The organism is Duganella sp. (assembly GCF_039595735.1).
Taxonomy (GTDB): domain Bacteria; phylum Pseudomonadota; class Gammaproteobacteria; order Burkholderiales; family Burkholderiaceae_D; genus Rugamonas.
In genome coordinates this window covers 1-22618 of the sequence record NZ_JBCNLB010000026.1, presented here as the reverse complement: position 1 = coordinate 22618, position 22618 = coordinate 1, and the positions used below count along the sequence as shown (strand labels likewise).

At 62.4% G+C, this 22618-nt stretch carries 20 protein-coding genes; 19 read left to right on the top strand and 1 reads right to left on the bottom strand.

Annotation, left to right across the window (positions count from 1 at the left end):
* Positions 1-170 precede the first annotated feature (170 nt).
* The 10 genes from thrS to ABDW57_RS26275 all read left to right on the top strand — a co-directional run bounded on the left by thrS (position 171) and on the right by ABDW57_RS26275 (position 10379).
* A complete protein-coding gene (thrS, locus tag ABDW57_RS26320) occupies positions 171-2078 on the top strand; it encodes a threonine--tRNA ligase (protein ID WP_343733101.1) in 1908 nt (635 codons plus the stop codon).
* A 20-nt stretch (positions 2079-2098) separates the two neighbouring features.
* Complete coding sequence (gene infC / locus ABDW57_RS26315; protein WP_343733119.1) at positions 2099-2638, top strand: translation initiation factor IF-3; 540 nt, start codon at positions 2099-2101, stop codon at positions 2636-2638.
* 196 nt (positions 2639-2834) lie between these two features.
* Complete coding sequence (gene rpmI, locus ABDW57_RS26310; RefSeq protein ID WP_056156036.1) at positions 2835-3032, top strand: 50S ribosomal protein L35; 198 nt, start codon at positions 2835-2837, stop codon at positions 3030-3032.
* Positions 3033-3057: 25 nt separating this feature from the next.
* Positions 3058-3417 carry a 50S ribosomal protein L20 gene (gene rplT / locus ABDW57_RS26305; protein WP_092271776.1) on the top strand — a complete coding sequence of 120 codons (360 nt, stop codon included), beginning with the start codon at positions 3058-3060 and terminating at the stop codon, positions 3415-3417.
* 82 nt (positions 3418-3499) lie between these two features.
* Complete coding sequence (pheS, locus tag ABDW57_RS26300) at positions 3500-4519, top strand: phenylalanine--tRNA ligase subunit alpha (RefSeq protein WP_343733100.1); 1020 nt, start codon at positions 3500-3502, stop codon at positions 4517-4519.
* A gap of 123 nt (positions 4520-4642) precedes the next feature.
* Positions 4643-7069, top strand: a complete 2427-nt coding sequence (gene pheT, locus ABDW57_RS26295; protein WP_343733099.1) for a phenylalanine--tRNA ligase subunit beta — start codon at positions 4643-4645, stop codon at positions 7067-7069.
* A 142-nt stretch (positions 7070-7211) separates the two neighbouring features.
* Complete coding sequence (locus ABDW57_RS26290) at positions 7212-7559, top strand: integration host factor subunit alpha (RefSeq protein ID WP_019919772.1); 348 nt, start codon at positions 7212-7214, stop codon at positions 7557-7559.
* A gap of 16 nt (positions 7560-7575) precedes the next feature.
* The gene (locus ABDW57_RS26285) at positions 7576-7983 is read left to right on the top strand and encodes a MerR family transcriptional regulator (protein WP_343733098.1); all 408 of its coding nucleotides are present in this window, start codon (positions 7576-7578) and stop codon (positions 7981-7983) included.
* A 138-nt stretch (positions 7984-8121) separates the two neighbouring features.
* Positions 8122-8754, top strand: coding sequence for a response regulator transcription factor (locus ABDW57_RS26280; RefSeq protein WP_176649866.1), 633 nt, complete (start codon positions 8122-8124; stop codon positions 8752-8754).
* 83 nt (positions 8755-8837) lie between these two features.
* Positions 8838-10379 carry a CHASE3 domain-containing protein gene (locus ABDW57_RS26275; protein WP_343733097.1) on the top strand — a complete coding sequence of 514 codons (1542 nt, stop codon included), beginning with the start codon at positions 8838-8840 and terminating at the stop codon, positions 10377-10379.
* Here the strand turns inward: ABDW57_RS26275 and ABDW57_RS26270 are convergent.
* Entirely contained in the window at positions 10276-11016 is a 741-nt protein-coding gene (locus ABDW57_RS26270) for a Crp/Fnr family transcriptional regulator (RefSeq protein ID WP_343733096.1), read from the bottom strand. The two genes, ABDW57_RS26275 and ABDW57_RS26270, sit on opposite strands and share 104 nt — an antisense overlap.
* A gap of 194 nt (positions 11017-11210) precedes the next feature.
* On the opposite strand from ABDW57_RS26270, the gene ABDW57_RS26265 reads away from it, so the two are divergent.
* The 9 genes from ABDW57_RS26265 (at position 11211) to ABDW57_RS26225 (ending at position 22493) form a co-directional block, all read left to right on the top strand.
* Positions 11211-11879 carry a response regulator transcription factor gene (locus ABDW57_RS26265; RefSeq protein WP_343733095.1) on the top strand — a complete coding sequence of 223 codons (669 nt, stop codon included), beginning with the start codon at positions 11211-11213 and terminating at the stop codon, positions 11877-11879.
* Positions 11876-12862 (top strand): HAMP domain-containing sensor histidine kinase, encoded by a 987-nt coding sequence (locus ABDW57_RS26260; protein WP_343733094.1) that lies wholly within the window; start codon positions 11876-11878, stop codon positions 12860-12862. The genes ABDW57_RS26265 and ABDW57_RS26260 overlap by 4 nt, the downstream gene beginning before the upstream one ends.
* A gap of 101 nt (positions 12863-12963) precedes the next feature.
* Positions 12964-13389 (top strand): type IV pilin protein, encoded by a 426-nt coding sequence (locus ABDW57_RS26255; protein WP_343733093.1) that lies wholly within the window; start codon positions 12964-12966, stop codon positions 13387-13389.
* Entirely contained in the window at positions 13377-14003 is a 627-nt protein-coding gene (locus tag ABDW57_RS26250; protein WP_343733092.1) for a prepilin-type N-terminal cleavage/methylation domain-containing protein, read from the top strand. Before ABDW57_RS26255 ends, ABDW57_RS26250 begins: the two co-directional genes overlap by 13 nt.
* Positions 14000-14428 carry a prepilin-type N-terminal cleavage/methylation domain-containing protein gene (locus ABDW57_RS26245; RefSeq protein ID WP_343733091.1) on the top strand — a complete coding sequence of 143 codons (429 nt, stop codon included), beginning with the start codon at positions 14000-14002 and terminating at the stop codon, positions 14426-14428. Before ABDW57_RS26250 ends, ABDW57_RS26245 begins: the two co-directional genes overlap by 4 nt.
* 1 nt (position 14429) lies before the next feature.
* The gene (locus ABDW57_RS26240) at positions 14430-15644 is read left to right on the top strand and encodes a PilW family protein (protein WP_343733090.1); all 1215 of its coding nucleotides are present in this window, start codon (positions 14430-14432) and stop codon (positions 15642-15644) included.
* Positions 15641-16219 carry a hypothetical protein gene (locus ABDW57_RS26235; protein WP_343733089.1) on the top strand — a complete coding sequence of 193 codons (579 nt, stop codon included), beginning with the start codon at positions 15641-15643 and terminating at the stop codon, positions 16217-16219. The genes ABDW57_RS26240 and ABDW57_RS26235 overlap by 4 nt, the downstream gene beginning before the upstream one ends.
* A 9-nt stretch (positions 16220-16228) precedes the next feature.
* Positions 16229-20776, top strand: a complete 4548-nt coding sequence (locus ABDW57_RS26230; protein ID WP_343733088.1) for a PilC/PilY family type IV pilus protein — start codon at positions 16229-16231, stop codon at positions 20774-20776.
* Positions 20777-20822: 46 nt separating this feature from the next.
* Positions 20823-22493 carry a peptide chain release factor 3 gene (locus ABDW57_RS26225; protein ID WP_343733087.1) on the top strand — a complete coding sequence of 557 codons (1671 nt, stop codon included), beginning with the start codon at positions 20823-20825 and terminating at the stop codon, positions 22491-22493.
* Positions 22494-22618 lie beyond the last annotated feature (125 nt).

Below are 22618 nucleotides of genomic sequence, written 5' to 3'. Positions count from 1 at the left end.
AAGAGCGAGAAAGGCAATCACGGTTATGACACCGCGAACTACTACCAAGCTTTGGGAGTGACGCTAGTCAACGGGATTCTTTTGCTTGTCAAAAAGAGAAAAACGCGGCTAGCCCGCGTTTTTTTTCGTCCAAATTTTTCCAACATCGTTTTCAATCACCGGAGATCACTATGATTTCAGTTCGCCTTCCTGATGGTTCCGCCCGCGAATTCGACGGCCCGGTTACCGTGGCCCAAGTGGCGTCGAGCATCGCCACCAGCCTCGGCAAGGCCGCACTGGCCGGCAAAGTCGATGGCAAAGTGGTGGATACCTCTTACCTGATCGATAAAAACGTCGACCTGTCCATCGTTACCGATAAAGATCCAGAAGGCCTGGACGTGATCCGTCACTCGACCGCGCACTTGCTGGCCTACGCCGTCAAGGAACTGTTCCCGGACGCGCAGGTGACCATCGGTCCGGTGATTGAAAACGGCTTCTACTACGACTTTTCGTACAAGCGTCCATTCACGCCGGAGGATCTGGTCGCCATCGAAAAGAAAATGGCCGAGCTGGCCAAGAAGGACGAGCCAGTCACCCGTAAAGTGCTGCCGCGCGACGAAGCTGTGGCGTACTTCAAGTCGATCGGCGAAAACTACAAGGCGGAAATCATCGCCTCGATTCCAGCCAACGAAGACGTGTCTCTGTACAGCGAAGGCAATTTCACCGACCTGTGCCGCGGCCCGCACGTGCCATCGACCGGCAAGCTGAAAGTGTTCAAGCTGATGAAGCTGGCCGGCGCCTACTGGCGCGGCGACAGCAAGAACGAAATGCTGCAACGCGTGTACGGCACCGCCTGGACCAAAAAGGAAGACCAGGAGCAGTACCTGCACATGCTGGAAGAAGCGGAAAAGCGCGACCACCGCAAGCTGGGCAAGCAGCTGGACTTCTTCCACTTCCAGGATGAGGCGCCGGGCCTGGTGTTCTGGCATCCGAAGGGCTGGACCATCTGGCAACAGGTGGAGCAGTACATGCGTAACAAGTACCAGGTCAACGGCTATCAGGAAGTGAAGGCGCCGCAGATTCTGGACGCCAGCCTGTGGGGCAAGACCGGCCACTGGGACAACTACCGCGAAAACATGTTCGTGACCGAGTCGGAAAACCGCTCGTACGCGCTGAAGCCGATGAACTGCCCGGGCCACGTGCAGATCTTCAACAGCAATATGCGATCGTACCGCGACCTGCCGCTGCGCTACGGCGAGTTCGGCCAGTGCCACCGCAACGAGCCGTCCGGCGCGCTGCACGGCATCATGCGCGTGCGCGGCTTCACCCAGGATGACGGCCACATCTTCTGCACCCACGAGCAGATCCAGCCGGAAGTGGTGGCTTTCCACACGCAAGCGATGGAAGTGTATTCGGACTTCCACTTCCACAATATCGAAGTCAAGCTGGCGCTGCGCCCGGATAACCGCATCGGTTCCGACACCATCTGGGACGAAGCCGAAGAAGCGCTGCGCGCCGGCCTGCGCGCCTGCGGCGTGACCTGGACCGAGCTGCCGGGCGAGGGGGCGTTCTATGGTCCGAAGATCGAGTACCACCTGAAGGATTCGCTGGGCCGCCCATGGCAGGTCGGCACCATGCAGGTCGATTTCTTCATGCCGGAGCGTCTGGGTGCCGAGTACGTGGCGGCCGACAACACCCGCCAGGTGCCGGTCATGCTGCACCGTGCGATCGTCGGTTCGATGGAGCGCTTCATCGGCATCCTGATCGAGAACTACGCCGGCGCGCTGCCGGCCTGGCTGGCGCCGGTGCAGGTGTCGGTGCTGAACATTTCGGATGCGCAGGCCGACTACGTGCAGCAAGTGGCTGAAAAGCTGCGCCGCAGCGGGTTCCGCGTACAGACCGATTTGCGCAACGAGAAAATAAACTATAAAATACGCGAACATTCCGTCCAAAAACTGCCGTACATCCTCGTGGTGGGCGACAAGGAACGGGATGCCAACACCGTCGCCGTGCGGGCACGGGGCAATGTCGATCTGGGCGTCATGTCCGTCGATGCCCTGATAGAGCGACTTCAGCAAGACGTCGCCAACAAGGCCTGATCGCACTGGCATTTCATTAGATTTTAAAAGGAATCACCATAGCTACTGACAAGTCGCATCGCATCAATGGCGAAATCACTGCCCCTGAAATGCGTTTAACTGGGGTCGATAACGAGCCGCTCGGTATCGTGACTTTGGCCGAAGCCTTCCGCCTGGCGGAAGCGGCAGACGTCGACCTGGTTGAGATCGCGCCCAACGCGACTCCACCGGTCTGCCGTCTGATGGACTACGGCAAGTTCAAGTATTCGGAGCAGAAAAAGGCTCACGAAGCGAAATTGAAGCAAAAAGTCATCTCCGTGAAGGAAGTCAAATTCCGTCCGGGCACCGATGACGGCGACTACAATATCAAGCTGCGTAACCTGATCAAGTTCCTGGAAGACGGTGATAAAACCAAGATCACCCTGCGCTTCCGTGGCCGCGAGATGGCGCACCAGGATATTGGTTTCCGTATGCTGGAACGCCTGAAAGCCGACCTGGAGCCGCATGGCCAGGTCGAGCAGTTCCCCAAGATGGAAGGCCGCCAGATGATCATGGTGCTGGCGCCGAAGAAAAAGAAGTAATTTTGTCGTAAAGACAAGCAAAAAAAGGGCGCGCCAGTGCCCTTTTTTATTTTTCTGCGCTATAATGTTCGGCCGTAGTAAATGTAGTGGACTCGCATCCGCTGCACAAACAAGTGAGAGCAGGCATCTAAGCGTGACATTGGGTCGCCACCTGTAATCCTGTTTAATAGGAGCTGTCCGAGAGGACAGAATATCTATGCCAAAAATGAAAACCAAGAGCTCCGCGAAAAAGCGTTTTCGCGTGCGTCCAGGTGGTACCGTTAAGTCGGGTATGGCTTTCAAACGCCACATCCTGACCAAGAAGACGACCAAGAACAAGCGTCAACTGCGCGGCACCCGTAACATCGATGCGACCGACGTCCAGCGCGTCTACGCAATGATGCCATCCGCTTAATCTCACACTCATTTAAGGAGCTACTATGCCTCGAGTAAAACGTGGGGTTACTGCGCGTGCCCGTCATAAAAAAGTACTGAACCTGGCCAAAGGCTACCGCGGCCGTCGCAGCAAGGTATACCGTATTGCCAAGCAAGCAGTGATGCGCGCTGGCCAGTACGCCTACCGCGACCGTCGTAACAAGAAGCGCGTCTTCCGCCGCCTGTGGATCGCTCGTATTAACGCCGCTTCCCGTGAGCACGGCGTGACCTACAGCGCATTCATGAACGGTCTGAAGAAAGCTTCGATCGAACTGGACCGTAAAGTCCTGGCCGATATGGCAGTGATGGACAAGCCAGCGTTTGCTGCGATTGTCAACGTCGTTAAAGCTAAAATCGCTGCTTAATTTCTAAGCGCGGATTTACGCAAGAGAACGGGGCAAGGGTCATACCTGTGCCCCGTTTTTGATTCAAGGATAAGAAAAACGCATGGACTCCCTGGAACAACTCGTCGCCTCAGCAGTGCAGGATTTCGACGCCGCCAAAGACGACGCCGCCGCACTGGAAAACGCCAAAGCCAAATACCTGGGCAAGACCGGCCAGATTACCGAATTGATGAAGGGCTTGGGCAAGCTTGATCCTGATGCCAAGAAGGCGCAGGGCGCGCTGATCAACGCCGCCAAGCAGCAGATCGAAGCCGCGCTGACCGCGCGCCGTGATGCGCTGGCCGAAGCGCAGCTGCAAGCCCGTTTGAACGCCGAGGCGATTGACGTCTCGCTGCCTGGCCGCGGTCGCGCCGGCGGCGGCATCCACCCGGTGATGCGTACCTGGGAGCGGGTGGAAGCGATCTTCCGCTCGATCGGTTTCGAGGTGGCCGACGGCCCGGAAATCGAGACCGACTGGACCAACTTTACCGCGCTGAACAGCCCGGAAAACCATCCTGCGCGTTCCATGCAGGACACCTTCTACATCGAAGGCAACGATACGCAAGGTAAGCCGCTGCTGCTGCGCACCCACACTTCGCCGATGCAGGTGCGCTATGCGCGCAACAACCAGCCGCCGATCAAGGTGATCGCGCCGGGCCGCACCTACCGCGTCGACAGCGACGCCACTCACTCGCCGATGTTCCACCAGGTGGAAGGCCTGTGGATTGCCGAGAACATCAGCTTTGCTGACCTCAAGGGCGTGTATCTGAATTTCGTCAAGGCTTTCTTTGAGACCGACGACCTGCAGGTGCGCTTCCGTCCGTCGTACTTCCCGTTCACCGAACCGTCGGCCGAGATCGACATTGCTTTCGGCTCCGGTCCGCTCAAGGGCCGCTGGCTGGAAGTGTCCGGCTCGGGCCAGGTGCACCCGACCGTGGTGCGCAATTTTGGCCTGGACCCTGAGAAGTACATTGGTTTCGCGTTCGGCTCCGGCCTGGAGCGCCTGACCATGCTGCGCTACGGGATCAACGACCTGCGCCTGTTCTACGAAGGCGATCTGCGTTTCCTGAAGCAGTTCAACTAACGGACACCACCGTCGTTCCGGCGCAGGCCGGAACCCATAGAACGCCAGAGCTGTGTCAACGCATGCGTTCTATAGGTACCGGCTTCCGCCGGTACGACCAGCAAACGATAACTAGAGGTTTATATGCAATTCTCCGAAAACTGGCTCCGTACCATGGTAGATCCGAAGATGACTTCGGATGAACTGGCGCATCTGCTGACGATGTCCGGCCTGGAAGTGGAAGAAGTGGAACCTGTCGCGCCGCCGTTTTCCAACGTGGTGGTCGGCCATGTGCGCGAAATGATGAAGCACCCGAACGCTGACCGCCTGAACGTCTGCCAGGTGGACGTCGGCACCGGCACCCTGCTGAACATCGTCTGCGGCGCGCCCAACGTGCGCCCCGGCCTGAAAGTGGTGTGCGCCATGGCCGGCGCCATGCTGCCGCCGGGCGCCGATGGCAAGCCCTTCCTGATCAAGGTCGGCCAGCTGCGCGGCGTCGAGTCGCAAGGCATGCTGTGCTCGGCCAAGGAACTGAAATTGTCGGAAGAGGGCAGCGGCCTGCTGGAACTGCCGGACGATGCGCCGGTCGGCCAGAACTTCCGCGACTATTACGCGCTGAACGACCTCAAGTTCACCATCAAGCTGACCCCGAACAAGGCGGACTGCCTGTCGGTGCTGGGCGTGGCCCGCGAAGTGTCGGCCCTGACCGGCGTCGCGCTGAACGCGCCGACCTTCCGCCCGGTGGCCGTCAACCTGGATGAAAAACTGCCGGTGAAAATCTCGGCACCGGACCTGTGCGGCCGTTTCTCGGGCCGCGTGATCCGCAACCTGAACGCCAGGGCCGCCACCCCGGACTGGATGAAGCAGCGCCTGGAGCGCAGCGGCCAGCGCTCGGTGTCGGCGCTGGTGGACATCTCCAACTACGTGATGCTGGAACTGGGCCGTCCGACCCACGTGTTCGATCTGGCCAAGATCCACGGCGGCCTGGATGTGCGCTGGGGCCGCAAGGGCGAATCGCTCAAGCTGCTGAACGGTAACACCATCGACATCGATGAGTGGGTCGGCGTGATCGCTGACGACAAGGAAATTGAATCGCTGGCCGGCATCATGGGCGGCGACGCCACTGCCGTTACGCTGGAGACCGAATCGATCTACCTGGAAGCCGCGTTCTGGTGGCCAAACGCCATCCAGGGCCGCGCCCGCAAGTACAACTTCTCGACCGACGCGGCGCACCGCTTCGAGCGTGGCGTCGACTACGCCACCACCGTCGAGCACATCGAGCGCATCACCGCGCTGCTGGTGGAAATCTGCGGTACGCCAAACACCCAGGTCGGCCCGGTGGACGACCAGATCGTCAACCTGCCGCAGCGCGAGCCGGTCAGGATGCGTACCGCGCGCGCGCAGAAAGTCATCGGCGTGGCGCTGGACGACAAGGTGATTGGCGACATCTTCACCCGCCTGGCGCTGCCGTTCACGCTGGAGGATGGCGTGTTCAGCGTGACCGCACCGTCGTACCGCTTCGACATCGAGATCGAGGAAGACCTGATCGAGGAAGTGGCGCGCGTGTACGGCTTCGAGAACATCCCGACCGTGGCGCCGGTGGCGGCCAATACCATGATCATCGCGCCGGAAAACACCCGTTCGCTGTTCGCGGTGCGCCACCAGCTGGCCGACCTCGGTTACCAGGAAGTGGTCAACATGAGCTTTGTGGAAGCGGCCTGGGAGCAGGATTTCGCCGGCAACAGCAATCCGATCAAGCTGCAAAACCCGATCGCCAGCCAACTGAGCGTCATGCGTTCGACCCTGGTCGGCAGCCTGGTGGCCAATGTGCGCTACAACCTGAACCGCAAGGCCAACCGCGTGCGCGCGTTTGAGGTCGGCGCCATCTACCAGCGTGACGACAGCGTGGCCGACGGTCCGCTGACGGTGGCCGGTTACCACCAGCCGAAACGCGTGGCCGGCATCGCCTACGGCAGCGTGGTGGACGAGCAGTGGGGCCAGGCCACCCGCGCGGTTGATTTCTTCGACGTCAAGGCCGACCTGGAGCACCTGTTCGCGCCGCTGCAACTGCGCTTCGTCAAGGCTGAGCATCCGGCGCTGCATCCAGGCCGGTCGGCCCACGTGCTGCTGGATGGCAAAGTGATTGGCTTCATTGGCGAATTGCATCCGCGCTGGCTGCAGAAATACGAACTGCCAAATGCGCCGGTGGTGTTTGAAGTCGAGGCGATTGCCTTGCAGCAACGACCTGTGCCAAAATATGACGAGATTTCCAAGTTCCCGGGCGCCACCCGCGACCTGGCTGTGGTAGTCAAGCAAGATGTTCCGGCACAGCATTTGCTGGACGCATTTAATGCTGCTGTGCAAGCAATCCCTCAAGGCAAGATTGTGCAAGCCATTGTTTTGTTTGATGAATATCGTGGCAAAGGGTTGGAGGCAGACGAAAAATCGCTTGCTTTCCGCTTTAGCTTGCAAGATACTCAAAACACGCTGCAAGACGACGTGGTGGAGGCTGTGATGGCCGCCGCCGGCGACGCCGCCAGGCAAAACCATGGCGCGCGCCTGCGCTCGTAACCGTTGCATTTTTGACTAATCGGGAGTCCGGCCTGTGCCGGACTTGTTCATTTTTGATATAAGGCAGGGCTGGAAAATTAATAACAACGACGTTGATTCCGCCGTACTCCAATCCGCATTGGCTGCCGATCTGCACCGGGCCATGCAGGTTGCCAAGGTGCGCCAGGATGCGGAAAAAGATTTGCCCACGCTGACCAAGGCAGAGCTGGCCGAACTGTTGTTCGAGCAGGTCGGTCTGAACAAGCGTGAGGCCAAGGACATGGTGGAGACCTTTTTTGACGAGATCCGCAACGCGCTGGAGCGTGGCGAAGCCGTCAAATTGTCCGGTTTCGGCAACTTCCAGCTGCGCGACAAGCCGCAGCGGCCTGGCCGCAACCCGAAAACCGGCGAGGAAATCCCGATCACGGCGCGCCGCGTCGTGACCTTCCACGCCAGCCAGAAACTCAAGGGCATGGTGGAAGAGAGCAATCCGATGGCGCGCGCCGCCTGACAGGAGCTGAGCTGCGATGAACGATCGTCTCGCCAAGTCCGAACTGGTCGTCCTGCCGCCGATTCCAGCCAAGCGCTACTTCACGATCGGCGAAGTGAGCGAGCTGTGCGGCGTGAAGCCGCACGTGCTGCGTTACTGGGAGCAGGAATTCACCCAGCTCAAGCCGGTCAAGCGCCGTGGCAACCGCCGCTATTACCAGCACCACGAGGTGCTGCTGATCCGCCGCATCCGCGAGCTGCTGTATGAACAGGGCTTTACCATCAGCGGCGCCCGCAACAAACTGGACAGCCGTGGCCATGCGGGTGCCGGGCAAGAATCAAGCGCAGCCGATCATGGTGCGCCGCCGGCCGTATTGCCGCCGCTGGATCGCGAGATGATCCGCGCCGAACTGCTGGCCATCCTCGACCTGCTTAAACAGGGCTGAAAAGGTCGCGCACCGCAGGCGCAAAGCGCGGCTGGCGATATGATTGCTGCTATACTTTCAATATTATTCGATTATCAGCGCAAGCTGATGCACGGTGGCGGATAGCCCGGGCTGAACCGGGCACGACGAGAGGAAACAATGATACGCGTTGCCATTTGTGACGACCATCAAATTGTAAGAGCAGGCTTTAAACAGATTTTCTCATCCTCGGATGATTTCGAGGTGGTGGCGGAAGCCGGGACCGGACGCGAAGCGCTGGACATCGCCCGCCGCGAAATTTGCGACGTGCTGTTGCTCGACATTGCCATGCCGGATCAAAGCGGGATTGATACCTTGCGTACCATCCGCCAGGGCCAGCCGGACCTGCCGGTGCTGATTTTGTCCGGTTATCCGGCGCAGCAGTATGCGCTCAACCTGTTCAAGATGGGCGCCAACGGCTATCTGAACAAGGAATGCGAGGCCGACGAGCTGATCACGGCGGTGCGCACGGTGTACCAGGGGCGCCGCTATGTCAGCTCGCAGGTTGGCGAATTGCTGGCGCAAAGCTTTGACCGCGACCCCAACACGGCGCCGCACACAGAGCTGTCGGACCGCGAATTCCAGGTGTTCTTGCGGCTGGCGCGCGGCGCCACCGTGTCGGACATCGGTGTGGCGTTGTCGCTCAGCATCAAAACTGTCAGCACCTACCGCACACGCATCATGGAAAAAATGGGCATGCAGTCCAATTCGGACCTGACCTACTACGCCATGAAAAACAACTTGCTTGACTGATTGCGCACGCTTGCCGGTGTGCGCTAGCGCACTGATTTTTCTTCCAGTCTATAATTTGCTTGCCTACACTGTGAAGGAAATGGATGTATTTCACCGTCGAAACAGCGCCACATCATCGCTTGCCGCTGTACAAGACCGTCTTGTGCGTGACTTGCGCGCTGCTGCTGGTCGTCAACGGTTTCAGTTTGTTCAACAATTTGCAAGCGCTGCGCGGCGCGCAGGTTCTGCTCAGCCAGACTGCGCGCGTGGCCGACCGCCTGCAATACCTGAACGTGCTGGTACTGGATGCCGAAAGCAGCATGCGCAGCTATTTCCTGTCCGGCCGCGAAGCTTACCTCGGCCCGACCCGCACCGCGCTGGCTGACAGCGAAACCGAATTCAAGGAACTGGAAAAGCTGCTGGCCGACAGCCCATCGCAGCTGAAGAACCTGGCGCAGCTGCACACGCTGGTGCGCCGCCGCCTGAGCATCATGAGCCAGGCGCTGGATGTCTACCGCGATGGCGGCCTGCAGGAAATCGTCAAGATCGCCAAGCTCAGCGACGATCGCGCCAGCATGGACGAGATCCGTCTGCTGGTGGTCATCATGGAGCAAGAGCAGAATGAAACGCTGAATGCGCGCAGCGCCATGTTCTATCAGGAGTACCAGAAAGCGGTGCTGCTGGGCGTGGGCATCAATGTGGTGGCGATCCTGGTGCTGATCATGTTTTACCAGATGGTGCGGCGCAGCTTTGCGCACCGCGCGGCGGTCGAGCACGCGCTGCAGTCGGCCAATGAAAACCTGGAATCGACCGTGCAGCAGCGTACCGAGCAGTTGTCCGTGCTGTCGCGCCACCTGATCAGCATCAGCGAGGAAGAGAAGGTGCGATTGTCGCGTGAATTGCACGACGAGCTGGGCGCCAACCTGACCTCGATCAGCATGGATATCGCCGCCGTCACCCAGCAGTTGCGCAATACCCATCCAGAACTGGCCGAGCAGCTCAAGCGCGCGCGCGGCACGCTGGTGCAGACGGTGGAAATGAAGCGCCGCATCGTGGAGAACCTGCGCCCCAGCCTGCTGGACAATCTGGGCCTGTGCGCGGCGATCGAGAGTTATTGCGAGGAGTTCAGCCGGCTGTCGCAGGTGCGCTGCGACTGCAATGTGGCGGCCGAGATCGAGGCGCTGACGCACCGTTCCGGCGACTTGTCGATTGCGCTGTTCCGCATCGTGCAGGAATCGCTGACCAACATCCGCAAGTACGCCAAGGCCAGCCGCGTCACGGTGACGCTGAACCGCAATGGCGAAGGCTTGATGTTGCGGATTATTGACGACGGCATCGGCATCGCCTCCGACACCATCATCAAGCCGATGTCGCACGGCCTGTTGGGCATGCGCGAGCGCGCCTTGCTGCTGGGCGGTACGCTCAACATCCGCCGTGGCCGCAACGACACCGGCACCTGCATCGAGGTGGCGATCCCGTTGCGCGAGCGTCCGCCCGAGACGGACAAGCGGGTTGAGCTGCCGCCGGCCATCAGTGAAGTGATCAGCAGCGCGCTACATCAACGCGCAGACGATCAAACTCCGTCTTCGCCACCTTATAGCACTCGCCCGCATACGCCTCCAAGCCTGAGCGATCAAGCACAGTGATGTTGCCGCGGCGGTAGGTGATCAGGCCGTCGTCCTGCAGCTTGCCGGCGGCGGCGGTGATGCTTTCGCGGCGCACGCCCAGCATGATGGAAATCATTTCCTGGGTCACCTTCAGGGAATTCGATGGCGAGCGGTCCAGGCGGTCCAGCAGCCAGCGGCACAGTTTTTGTTCGATCGAGCTGTGACGGCCGCCGACGGCGTTCTGCGCCATTTGCGCGAACAGGGCGGTGTTGTAGCGCATCAGCAGGGCTGGCAGCGAGCCGCCCTTGGCAAAGGCGTCGCGCAGGTGCTGGGCCTTCAGGCGGTAGCCGTAGCCGGCCGCCTGCACCACAGCGCTGCACATGGCGCGCTCGCCTTCAAACAGCGAGACGCCGACCACGCCTTCATGGCCGACCACGGCAATTTCGGTGGTGGCGCCATCTTCCATCACATACAGCAGCGAGACGATGGCGGTGGTGGGGAAGTGCACGTATTCCATCTGCGTGCCGAATTCAAACAGCTCTTTGCCAAACGGCAGTTGTACCAGTTCCAGGTGTTCAAACAGGGATTCCAGCACTTCGCGCGGCAGGGCGGCAAGTAATTCGTTCTGCTGGGCACCGCTCAGGGAGGCGGCGCGGGGCGCGAGTTTGGTCGTCATGGTGTTCCTCATAAAGCAAGTTACGTGTTGACGTAACTTTATGAGGATTGTTAATTGGCGAACATAAGATCAGGGGACGCCAAAATGTAGGCGCAGGACATGCGCGCTTGTAGTCCTGGTCCTACATGGGCCACTGTCTTTCTCGGAGAGGCAGCGGCATAATGGCATAACTCCCGACGATGTGGCGCACGATTATGCATGTACTGGTAGTGGAAGACGATGCGGTATTGGCCGACGGCCTGAGCCGTGTACTGGGCAGCCACGGCATGGCGGTGGACGTGGTCGGCAATGGCGCCCAGGCCGATCTGCTCCTGCAACGCGCCGGCGTGGCCGAGGTGGTGGTATTGGACATCGGCCTGCCCGGCATGGATGGCTTCGAGGTGGTGCGGCGCCTGCGCGCGCGCGGCAGCGCCGTGCCGGTGCTGTTGCTGACCGCGCGCGATGCGGTCGAGGACCGCGTGCGCGGGCTGGAGCAGGGCGCCGACGATTACCTGGTCAAACCGTTCGCCACCGCCGAGCTGGTGGCGCGCGTGAAAGCGCTGGCGCGGCGCCACACGCCGCCGCCAACCGGGCTGGCGCTGGGCCGGCTGTCGCTGGACGTGGCCACCAAGCGCGCGCACGTCGGCGACAAGGTGGTGGAATTGTCGGTGCGCGAATGGGCGGTATTGGAATTCCTCCTACAGCATCCGTCACGCGTGGTGTCCAAGCAGCAGATCATTGACGCCATCCTGCCGTGGGGCGACGACCTGACCCTGAATGCGGTGGAAGTCTATATTTCGCGTCTGCGGCTGAAGATTGCCGACGGCGGCGTCAGCATCCGCACCATCCGCGGTTTCGGCTACATGCTGGAGCCTGGCGCATGAGCAGCATCCGCCTGCGCCTGCTGAAATGGGTGATCCCGCCGGTACTGCTGATGAATCTGGGCGCCGGCGCGCTGGCCTACACGCTGGCGTCGCCGCATTTGCGCGAGGCGGTGCTGCGCACTTTGATTCTGGTGCAGATTGTGATCGGGCTGGGCTGCGTCGGCCTGATCTGGTTCTCGGTCAGCAATGGCCTGCGGCCGCTGAGCCGGCTGCGCGCCGACCTCAACGCGCGCGATGGCGACGACCTGGCGCCGCTGGCCACCGGCGATGTGCCGTACGAACTGGAGCCGCTGGTGTCGTCCTTCAACGGCCTGCTGGCCAAGGTGGGCGAGGGCGCGCAGGCGCGGCAGGACTTCCTGGCCAATGTGGCGCACCAGCTGCGCACGCCGCTGGCCGGCCTCAGGACCCAGCTGGAATGGCTGGGCGCACGCCATGCCGAGCCGGAGACGGCGCAATCCGTGCGCCTGATGCTGTCGGCCACCGAGCGCATGATACGGCAGACCAATCAGCTGCTGGCGCTGGCCCGGGCCGAGCCGCAGCACTTTGAAAAAGCCCGGCTGGAGCCGCTGGCACTGGATGCGCTGGTGGCCGAGGCGGTGCAGGGCTTTGTCGACCAGGCCACGCTGAAGTCGATCGACATCGGCTTCGACCTGGCGCCGGCCACCGTCACCGGCGACCGTTTCCTGCTGCGCGACCTGATCGACAACCTGATCGACAACGCCATCCGCTACACGCCGGCGCACGGCGCCGTGACGGTGACCGTGCGCCCCGGCCTGCTGACGGTGGAGGACAATGGCCCCGGCATTCCCGCGGCCATGCGCGAGCAGGTGTTCAGCCGTTACGTGCGGCTGGACGACAAGACCCATGGTAGCGGTCTCGGCCTCGCGATCGTGCGCGACATCGCCACCGTCCACGGCGCCCGGCTGACGATTGCCGACCCGCCCAGCGGCCGCGGCGTGCTGTTCAGCGTGAAATTTGCGTGATTTTGTGCGCTTGTCAGGGGTTTGTCAGGATTTCCTCAGGGAAATGACAGCCAGCCGGGCTACACTGCAACGCATAAGATTCCGTCATGAGGAGCAGGTCCATGAAACGCATCCAGCAAGGTTTTACCCTGATCGAGGTCATGATTACCGTGGCCATCGTCGGCATCTTGCTGGCCGTGGCGGTGCCGGCCTACAGCGACTACGTCACGCGCGGCCGCATGAGCGAGGCTTTCACCGCGCTGGGCGGGGCGCAGACGGCGGCCGAGCAGTACTGGTCCAACAACCGCACCTATGCCAATTTTGACGGCTCGCCCGCCTTCCCGGCGGCCACCACCAATTTCACCTATGCGCTGAGCAACGCCACCGCGTCCACCTACACCATTACCGCCACCGGCACCGGCAAGATGGCCGGCTTCGTCTACACCCTGAATGAGAGCGGCACCCGCGCCACCACCGGCAGTCCCACCGGCTGGGGCACCAGCGCCTCGTGCTGGGTCGACCACAAGGGTGGGGTATGTTCCAACTGACGCGCCAGGCCGGCTTTACGCTGATCGAGCTGCTGGTCACCATCACCATCTTCGGCATCATGCTGGCCATCGGTATTCCCAACGCCAGCAACTGGCTGCTGTCGAACCGCGCGCGCAGCGCCAGCGAGTTCTACGCCGAGGGCTTCAGCATGGCGCGCCGCCAGGCGGTGTCGCATAATGCCTTCAGCCGCATTTCGCTCACGCCCAACGTCAACACCGGCCAGATGGATTGGCAGGTCGACATCTGCTTCGTCGGCGCCAACACCAACTGCGCGCCAGGCGATGACAGCTGGTCCACCACCGCCGCGCCGGCCGCCAATGACCCGGAGGGGGCGGCCGGCTTCCGCTCCATCTTCCGGGCGGCCGACTCGCTGCCGTCGTCCGAGGTGCTGCTGCCGACCACGGTGCCGGCCGGCGCCTCGCAGGTATACTACACCGCCACCGGCTGGGTCGACACCACTTTTGCGCCGCGTCTGACCCAGCTGCGGCTCGATCCATCGACCCAGTACGCGCACAACGTGCCGGTGGTGGCGCTGACCATTACGCTGGCCGGCATGGCCACCAAGTGCGATCCGACGCTGGATGCCACCGATAACCGGGCCTGCCCGCCATGAACACCATCGCCCAACGCCCACGCCGCCAGGGCGGTATCGCCCTGCTGGAAGTGATGCTGGCCATCGTCATCCTCGGCATCGGCCTGCTGGGGACGGTGGGGCTGCAGGCGCGCGCCTATTCGGCGCTGTCGGATGCCGGCGCGCGCGCCGAGGCCACGCTGGCGGCGGAAAAGCTGATCGGCGTGATCAATGCCGATTTGCCGAACATCGCCCAATACAACCTAACCGAAGGCGGCACGCCGAACGCGCAACTGACGGCGTGGGCCACCGAGACGCGCCGCAATATTCCGGGGGCGACGCTGTCGGTGCAGGTGCAGGACCAGCCGGCGCAAAACCGCTATCAGGTGGATATCTCGATTCGCTGGCAGCGCAAAGCGCACAGCGAGCAGAACCGCCACCGCGTCACTTCCTACATCGCGCGCTGACATGAAAACGCCCGCTCAACATCGCCGTCGCGGTTTCTCGCTGGTCGAATTGATGGTCAGTGTGGTGATCGGCATGCTGGCGCTGCTGTTTGCCACGCGGCTGGTGATCAGCGGCGAAGCCAACAAGGACGCCGCTGTGGGTGGCTCGGATTCCATGCAAAACGGCATGCTGGCCATGTTTTCGCTGAGCGGCGATGCCGCCACCGCCGGCTGGGGCCTGAACGACCGCACCGTGGCCGGCTGCAACACCATTTTCAGCGACCAGCGCGGCTATCAACTGCTGGGCGCCAAGCAGGATGGCGTCGATGTCACGCCGCTGGCCTCGGTTGTAATCCAGTCCAACGGCCCCGCGCCGGACGTGATTTCGTTCAACAGCGGCAGCGCCAACGCCGGCGTCGGCTCCATCATGATGACAGCCGACTACAACGGCGAGAGCTATGTGACCAGCGCCCAGCGCAGCCCGTATGGCTACAACCCCGGCGACGTGCTGGTGGTGGCGCCGCAGGCACCGGACCGGCCGTGCACCATCATGCAGATGGCCGGCCTGAACCCGGCCAATGGCCGCGACGCCGAGTTCCTGCTGGCCGGCGGCGCCCAGTTCCGCTACAACCCCGGCGCCAGCATGGCGCAGGGCTATGCCAAGAACGTCACCTTCATGTACAACCTGGGGCAGCCGGACCTGCTGCATTTCCATACCTGGTCGGTGCAGAACGGCATTCTGCTGCTGCGCGCCACCGACCTGGCCGGCGCCGAGCAGGCCGGTGCTTCGGTAGCGGACAATATCGTGTCGATCAAGGCGCAGTATGGCTTTGATAACCGCGCGCTGCCCAACTACGATCCCAACCCGGCCGGCAATGGCACGCAAATGCTGCCGACCGCCAATGGCGGCATGCAAATCACGGTCTGGAGCCCGACCATGATGGATGCCGACAACGACGGCGTCAACGGCGGCCCCGGCGACTACCAGCGCATCGCAGCCGTGCGCATCGCGGTGGTGGCGCGCAGCAAGACCATCGAGAAACCGACACCGGGCGGCGCCTGCAGCGCCACCACGGTCCAGCCGACGGTGTTCGGCAATGCCGTACCGTCCGGCGTGGCGCCGGTGCCGATGCAGGTCAGCGTGGCGGTTGGCGGCGACACCATCGACTGGAAGTGCTATCGCTACCGGGTGTTCGAGACCGTCGTGCCCATTATTAATTCCCAGTTCCGGCCATGAAACAGCTCCGATATCAGCGCGGGATTGCCTTGCCGATCATGCTCATCATGCTGGCGGTGATGATGGTCAGCAGCATTTACCTGCTCAAGTCCAGCACTTCCAGCACGCTGACCACCTCCAACCTGGCCTACGAGGCGGCCCTGACCAAGGCCGCCGACGCCGGCCTGCATGCCGGCTTCACCTACCTGCGCACAGTGCCGAACAAGAACCTGCTGCTGGCCGACCAGGCGGCGGCCGGCTACGTGGCGACCTTGCCGCCCAACTGGGCGGTCAGCAATCCCAACTTCTGGCTGGGCGCGGTCACCTTGCCGCCTGACACCGATGGCAACCGGGTGCAGTACGTGATCCACCGCATGTGCAACCTGCCGGGCGCATACGACGAAAACAACAACCGCTGCCAGCTGACGGCGCCGCGGCCTGGCACCACCGGCCCGCGCGCGCTGGGCGAGACGCTGAAAGTCGATGCTTCCAACCTGGCCGTCGCGGCGCAGATCCACTACGTGGTGACGGCGCGCGTGTTCGGTCCGCGCGGCGGCAACGTGGTGACGCAGGCCGTCATCATGAAAGGTCCTTGAGGAATCATCATGAAGAAGCTCTTTATCCTGCTGGCTTGCCTGATCGCCGTGCCTGCCTGGGCCGCGCCAACCCAGATCGCCCAGGTGCCGCTGTTGAACATCACCGGCACCGGCACCGTCAAGCCCAATCTGATGCTGCTGTTCGATAACTCCGGCTCGATGGACCAGACCTACACGCCGGACTACGTCAACGACAGCCTGTGCCGCAGCAATGTGTCGCTGCAGGCGGGCGTGATGGCGTGCAACGTCGGCCACCCGCCGTTCATGAGTCCGGATTTCAACAAGCAGTACTACAACCCGGCCATCCACTACCAGGTGCCGATCCGATCGGATGGCAGTTACTACCCCGAGCAGAACGCCGCCAACACCAGCAACTGGACGGTGGTCAGCAACGATGGTTTTGGCGCCCGCCGGGCCGATTTGTTCGGCAACACCGGCAGCAACAACATCAATCTGGTGAGTGGTTTTCCGGACCTGAAATGGTGCACCAGCAGCAGCGGCGTCTGCCAGTTCAATACCTCGACCTACAGCTACCCGGACGCGACTTACCGCTCGCCGGTGGACATCACCACCGGACCGTATTACTACACCATCGGCGTCGGCCAATACTGCGTCGATGACACCATGAAGAACTGCAAGTCCACCACCATCGGCGCGGCGGCGCCGGCCGGCTATCCGGTGCCGGTCAAGGTGCGCTGGTGCAGCGACCGGCTGCTGACCCAGTGCCAGGGCAAGCGCGTGGGCAGCTTTATTTATCCGAGCTATTCCGCACCGTCCGGCGCGGTGGCATCGTACGGCACCATTGCGATTGGCGCCTCGGCTGGCGCCAGCTCGCTCAGCATCACCAATATCGCGATTGCCGAAGCCAGCGGCAGCGTCAACCTCACCAGCGGCAGTATGACCGCCAGCACCGGCACCAACACCGCGCTCAAGCAGCAGACCCTGGCCAGCACCGTGGCTGCCAACATCATCGCCCGCAACACCACCAACCAGTACTACGCTTGCGTCAGGACGCCGACCGGCCAGCCCAGCGTGCCGGCCTGCAGCGTGTTTGGCATTACCCTGACGGCCGACAATGTGGTGGCGGTGGTGCCGGTCACCTGCACCGGCGCCAAGAACCTGAGCAACTGCGTGACCGTCAGCGACAGCTCGCGCGCCGGCTGGGGCTTTACCGTAAGCGCCACCACCACCCGCATCGCACCGGCCTACGTGACCTTCAGCGGCACCACCGCCAACAGCGGCTCGCCGGCCATGGATCTCAGCAAGTACAACGGCACCAACCTGTATGGCACCAGCCTGGCCATCGGCCGCAACCAGACGGCGGCGCAGGTGGCGACCCTGTTCATTGCCAAGATCGGCACCGGCGGCACCTATAAGGCGTACGCCGGCACCAGCAGCAACTGCGTCAACACGCTGCCGGCCAACAGCGTATGCGTGGTCGACAGCGGGGCGCTGAGCAATACTGGCGCGCTGACGATAGGCGCGGTCACCAACGCCGGTTCGCTGACGTCCAGCACCACGCCGGCCACCATGGACACCATTCCGACCACCACCGCGGCGCTGTCGGCCGGCTCCGGCGCGCGAAATCCGTTTGTGCGGGTAAACATCGTCAGCGGCCAGACCTATCCGAAATCGGTGGACCGCACCGACTGTGCCGGCGCCACCTGCAGCTATGCGGAGGAAATGACCAACTTCGCCAACTGGTACGTCTACTACAAGAGCCGCCTGCAAATGATGAAGACGTCAGTGGGCATCGCGTTCTCGCCGATCACCGCCAACTACAAGGTGGGCTACGTCAAGCTGTCCAACGCCGGCGCCGGCAGTGCCATCGACCTGAAACCGGCCGACTTTACCGGCAGTGCGCGCGCCACCTGGTACACCACGCTGTACGCCACCACCACCTCCGGCTCGACGCCGATCCGCACCGCCATGGACAACGTCGGCCGCATGTTCGCCAACCTCACGCCCTACAACTACGCCAGCGGGCAGGAAGTGGTGCAGTACCCGTGCCAGCCGAACTTCCTGATCCTGACCACCGACGGCTACTGGAATGGCGCCAGCACCAATAACGTGGTCAACAATGACAACGTGGAAAACAGCGCGCGCTTCTGCAGCATTTCTTCCGGCTGCGTCGACAAGCGGGCGCAGACCCAGCCTTCGATCGCGGACGTGGCGCTGCATTGGTACAACGGCGGTTCCAGCACCGGCACGGTATCGCTGCGGCCGGCGCTGGAGCCGGACATGAGCAAACCGGGCTCGGTGCCGGCCGCCAACGGCGAGAACACCCATTTGCACATGAACACCTACACGCTGGGCCTGGGCGTGGACGGCGTCATGACCTATGAGCCGAACTACGACACCGCGCCCAAGCCGGGCGGCGACTTTTACAACCTGATCACGCAGGCGCCGACCGGCTGCCCGTGGAATGGCGGCGGCGCCTACGTCTGGCCTGATCCGGACACCACCAACACCGCCAGCACGGTGCAGGAACGGGTGGACGACCTGTGGCACGCGGCCATCAACGGCCATGGCAAGTACTTCAGTGCGCAAGACCCGAAAGACGTGGTCAGCGGGCTGCGCGAAGCCTTGTCCAATATGCAGGTGCGCACCGGCGCAGCGGCGGCGGCGGCCACCTCGACGCCGAATATCACGCTGACCGACAACGACATCTTCTCGGCCACCTTCACCACGGTGCGCTGGTACGGTGAACTGACCGACCGCAAGATCGACACCACCACCGGCGAGGTGATCAAGACGCCGACCTGGAGCACCAGCACCACCGTCGGCAAGTCGATCGCCACCCGCAAGATCAAGATGATGCAGGCGGCGCAGGCGCCCGGCACCGATCCGGTCGAGTTCACGTACGACAATATGGACGGCGCCACCAAGCTGTGGTTTGCCAACAAATGCAGCATCCTGAGCCAGTGCACCTTGCTGTCGGCGGCGGACAAGGCCACCGTCAACAGCGGCGTCAACATGGTTAACTGGCTGCGCGGCGTGCAGGACTACGCCGACGACAACCTGTTCCGCGCCTACAGCACCACCACCGACGCCAATGGCGTCACGGTGCCGATCGTGATTGGCGACATCGCCTCCTCCAAGCCGGCCTATCTGCGCGAACCGCACAACAATTACCCGGACACCGCCTACACCGACTACAAGACCACCTACGCCAACCGTCCCGGCACCGTGTTCGTGGCCGCCAACGACGGCATGCTGCACGCGTTTGACGGCGCCACCGGCGATGAACGCTGGGCCTACGTGCCGCGCATCGTCATGAGCAAGATGGCGGCGCTGGCCAGCACCACCTATGGCACCAACCACCAGTTCACCGCCGACGGCTCGCCCGAGGTGGCGGATGTGAAGATCGGCGGCCAGTGGCGCACCATGCTGGTGGGCGGCCTGAACGCCGGCGGCCGCGGCTTCTACGCGCTGGACGTGACCGATCCCACCGCGCCCAAGGTGATGTGGGAGCTGTGCGCCGATGCGGCCGTCTGCCCGCAGCACAATGACCCCGACCTCGGTTTGAGCTTTGGCAATCCGCAGTTCGGCATCTGGCAGGACAAGTGGGTGGTGTTCCTGACCTCCGGCTACAACAATATTCCGGGCAGCGACGGCGTCGGCACTGGCAGCGGCGGCGGCGTGCTGTTCATCGTCGACGCGGCCACCGGCAACATCCTGGCGCGCGCCAGGACCAACTCCGGCGACACCACCACACCATCCGGCCTGGCCAAGATCACCGCCATCAGCAGCGATCCGCTGGCCGATGCCAAGGTCACCTATGTGTATGGCGGTGACGTGCTGGGCGCGATGTGGCGCTTCGACCTGACCGCCACCAGCGGCGCCATCTCGGTGCTGAAGATGGGCGACGCCGGCGTCAGCAAGCCGATCACCACCCGTCCGGACGTGACCCAGTGCGGCGTGCCGGTCACCAGCACCGACCCCAGCGGCGCCAGCAGCACCCGGACCAGCGCGGTGCGCATGGTCCTGTTCGGCACCGGCCGCCTGCTGGACGTGCCGGATACCTCCAACACCGACGTGCAGACTCTGTTCGCGCTGAAAGACAGCGGCAATGCGCTGGGCAGCATTCCGACTTCCAACCTGGTGCAGCAGACCCTGAGCGTGCAGGGCTCGTCCAGCAACGTGGTCACCTACGGCGTCACCAGCAACCCGGTCGACCTGGCGCAGAAGGATGGCTGGTACTTCAACTGGAGCCTGAATGCTGGCGAACGCATGAACCTCGATCCGCAAATCGTCAGCGGCGTGGCCAACGTGATCACCAATATTCCATCCTCGTCGTCGGCGTGCTCGGTGGGCGGCACCAGTAACCTGTACCAGGTGGACGTGTGCACCGGGCAGGGCGTGAATGGCGACCCGGCCGGGTCCACGCTGTCCAACACCTCGGCGGCGGTCGGTTTCATCATCGTGCGCCTGCCGAGCGGGCAGTTGAAACTGATCACCACCTTTGCCGACGGCAGCAACGCCACCAGCCGCACCAAGGAACTGGATACGGCAGAGGCGCACCGGGTCGGATGGCGTCGTATTAAAGGACAATAAGAGGTATAATCGAGGGTTTGCAGAACCGCCTTAGCTCGCCCCCAACATGGTCAACGATACCGAAAACACAATCCCCGACAATAATGACGACGACGTGTCGCCAGCGGCCAGCGCCAAGACGCCGGCCCTGATCGCGCGCGAAGTACAGCGCCGCCGCACCTTCGGCATCATCTCCCACCCGGACGCGGGTAAAACCACGCTGACCGAAAAGCTGCTGCTGTTCTCGGGTGCGATCCAGATGGCCGGCACCGTCAAGGCCCGTAAATCGGGCCGTCACGCCACGTCGGACTGGATGGAGATCGAAAAGCAGCGCGGCATCTCGGTGGCATCATCGGTGATGCAGTTTGAATTCCGCGATCACGTGGTCAACCTGCTGGACACCCCGGGCCACCAGGACTTCTCGGAAGATACCTACCGCGTGCTGACCGCGGTCGACTCGGCGTTGATGGTGATCGACGCTGCCAAGGGTGTGGAAGCGCAGACCATCAAACTGCTGGACGTGTGCCGCATGCGCAACACGCCGATCGTCACCTTCATGAACAAGATGGACCGTGAAACGCGCGACCCGCTGGAACTGCTGGACGAGCTGGAATCGGTGCTGAAGATCCAGTGCGCGCCGGTGACCTGGCCGATCGGCATGGGCAAGAACTTCCGCGGCGTGTACCACCTGCTGAACGACACCATCATGCTGTTCAAGGCTGGCGAAGAGCGTGCTGACGGCGCATTTGAAATCATCGAAGGCATAGATAATCCGCGCCTGCAGGAGATGTTCCCGCTGGAGATGGATCAGTTGCGCATGGAAGTAGAACTGGTCAATGGCGCTTCGCATCCGTTCGACCTGCAGGAATTCCTGGCAGGCGTGCAGACGCCGGTGTTCTTCGGTTCCGCGATCAACAACTTCGGCGTGCGCGAGATTCTGTCGGCACTGGTGGACTGGGCGCCGGCGCCGCGCGAGCGCGACGCCACCGTGCGCGCGGTCGATCCGAAGGAAGAGCCGTTCACTGGTTTCGTGTTCAAGATCCAGGCCAATATGGACCCGGCGCACCGCGACCGTATCGCCTTCCTGCGCGTGTGCTCGGGCCGTTTTGAGCGCGGCATGAAAGTCAAGCACCTGCGCCTGGGGCGGGAGGTGAAGGTATCGTCGGTGGTGACCTTCATGGCATCCACCCGCGAGCAGGTGGAAGAGGCGTACGCCGGCGACATCATCGGCCTGCCCAACCACGGCAATATGCAGATTGGCGACTCGTTCTCCGAAGGCGAAATGCTGACCTTCACCGGCATTCCATTCTTTGCCCCGGACTTCTTCCGGCAAGTGCGCATCCGCAATCCGCTGAAGATCAAGCAGCTGCACAAAGGTCTGCAGCAGCTGGGCGAAGAGGGCGCGGTGCAGGTGTTCAAGCCGGTGCAGGGTGGCGAGCTGGTACTGGGCGCGGTCGGCGTGCTGCAGTTCGAGGTGGTGGCAAGCCGCCTGCTGAACGAGTACGGTGTGGATGCCGTGTTTGAAGGCACCAGCATCAGCAGCGCGCGATGGGTATCGAGCGACGACAAGAAAGCGCTGGCCGACTTTGAAGATCAACTGGGCCACAACGTAGCGTACGACGCGGCCGGCAACCTGGCCTACCTGGCGACATCGAGCGTCAACCTGCGCCTGACGCAGGAACGCTGGCCGAAGCTGCAGTTCCACGCCACGCGCGAGCACTCCGCCAAGCTCGTCTAAACTCCGGGGTCAGATACCGTCTTGAATAGCAAGCCCTTTGGTTAAGTAATTTGGATCAAAGGGCTTGTCAGTGTGGATCACGCCATAGATCAGATGTGCCAGTTTGTGCATGACTGCACCGATCA

What these genes read in the sequence shown, in the direction of transcription:
- thrS (WP_343733101.1), top strand. Translation starts at nt 171, where the DNA reads ATGATTTCAGTTCGCCTTCCTGATGGTTCCGCCCGCGAATTCGACGGC.
- rpmI (WP_056156036.1), top strand. Translation starts at nt 2,835, where the DNA reads ATGCCAAAAATGAAAACCAAGAGCTCCGCGAAAAAGCGTTTTCGCGTG.
- rplT (WP_092271776.1), top strand. Translation starts at nt 3,058, where the DNA reads ATGCCTCGAGTAAAACGTGGGGTTACTGCGCGTGCCCGTCATAAAAAA.
- pheS (WP_343733100.1), top strand. Translation starts at nt 3,500, where the DNA reads ATGGACTCCCTGGAACAACTCGTCGCCTCAGCAGTGCAGGATTTCGAC.
- pheT (WP_343733099.1), top strand. Translation starts at nt 4,643, where the DNA reads ATGCAATTCTCCGAAAACTGGCTCCGTACCATGGTAGATCCGAAGATG.
- ABDW57_RS26290 (WP_019919772.1), top strand. Translation starts at nt 7,212, where the DNA reads ATGCAGGTTGCCAAGGTGCGCCAGGATGCGGAAAAAGATTTGCCCACG.
- ABDW57_RS26285 (WP_343733098.1), top strand. Translation starts at nt 7,576, where the DNA reads ATGAACGATCGTCTCGCCAAGTCCGAACTGGTCGTCCTGCCGCCGATT.
- ABDW57_RS26280 (WP_176649866.1), top strand. Translation starts at nt 8,122, where the DNA reads ATGATACGCGTTGCCATTTGTGACGACCATCAAATTGTAAGAGCAGGC.
- ABDW57_RS26275 (WP_343733097.1), top strand. Translation starts at nt 8,838, where the DNA reads ATGTATTTCACCGTCGAAACAGCGCCACATCATCGCTTGCCGCTGTAC.
- ABDW57_RS26270 (WP_343733096.1), bottom strand. Translation starts at nt 11,016, where the DNA reads ATGACGACCAAACTCGCGCCCCGCGCCGCCTCCCTGAGCGGTGCCCAG.
- ABDW57_RS26265 (WP_343733095.1), top strand. Translation starts at nt 11,211, where the DNA reads ATGCATGTACTGGTAGTGGAAGACGATGCGGTATTGGCCGACGGCCTG.
- ABDW57_RS26260 (WP_343733094.1), top strand. Translation starts at nt 11,876, where the DNA reads ATGAGCAGCATCCGCCTGCGCCTGCTGAAATGGGTGATCCCGCCGGTA.
- ABDW57_RS26255 (WP_343733093.1), top strand. Translation starts at nt 12,964, where the DNA reads ATGAAACGCATCCAGCAAGGTTTTACCCTGATCGAGGTCATGATTACC.
- ABDW57_RS26250 (WP_343733092.1), top strand. Translation starts at nt 13,377, where the DNA reads ATGTTCCAACTGACGCGCCAGGCCGGCTTTACGCTGATCGAGCTGCTG.
- ABDW57_RS26245 (WP_343733091.1), top strand. Translation starts at nt 14,000, where the DNA reads ATGAACACCATCGCCCAACGCCCACGCCGCCAGGGCGGTATCGCCCTG.
- ABDW57_RS26240 (WP_343733090.1), top strand. Translation starts at nt 14,430, where the DNA reads ATGAAAACGCCCGCTCAACATCGCCGTCGCGGTTTCTCGCTGGTCGAA.
- ABDW57_RS26235 (WP_343733089.1), top strand. Translation starts at nt 15,641, where the DNA reads ATGAAACAGCTCCGATATCAGCGCGGGATTGCCTTGCCGATCATGCTC.
- ABDW57_RS26230 (WP_343733088.1), top strand. Translation starts at nt 16,229, where the DNA reads ATGAAGAAGCTCTTTATCCTGCTGGCTTGCCTGATCGCCGTGCCTGCC.
- ABDW57_RS26225 (WP_343733087.1), top strand. Translation starts at nt 20,823, where the DNA reads ATGGTCAACGATACCGAAAACACAATCCCCGACAATAATGACGACGAC.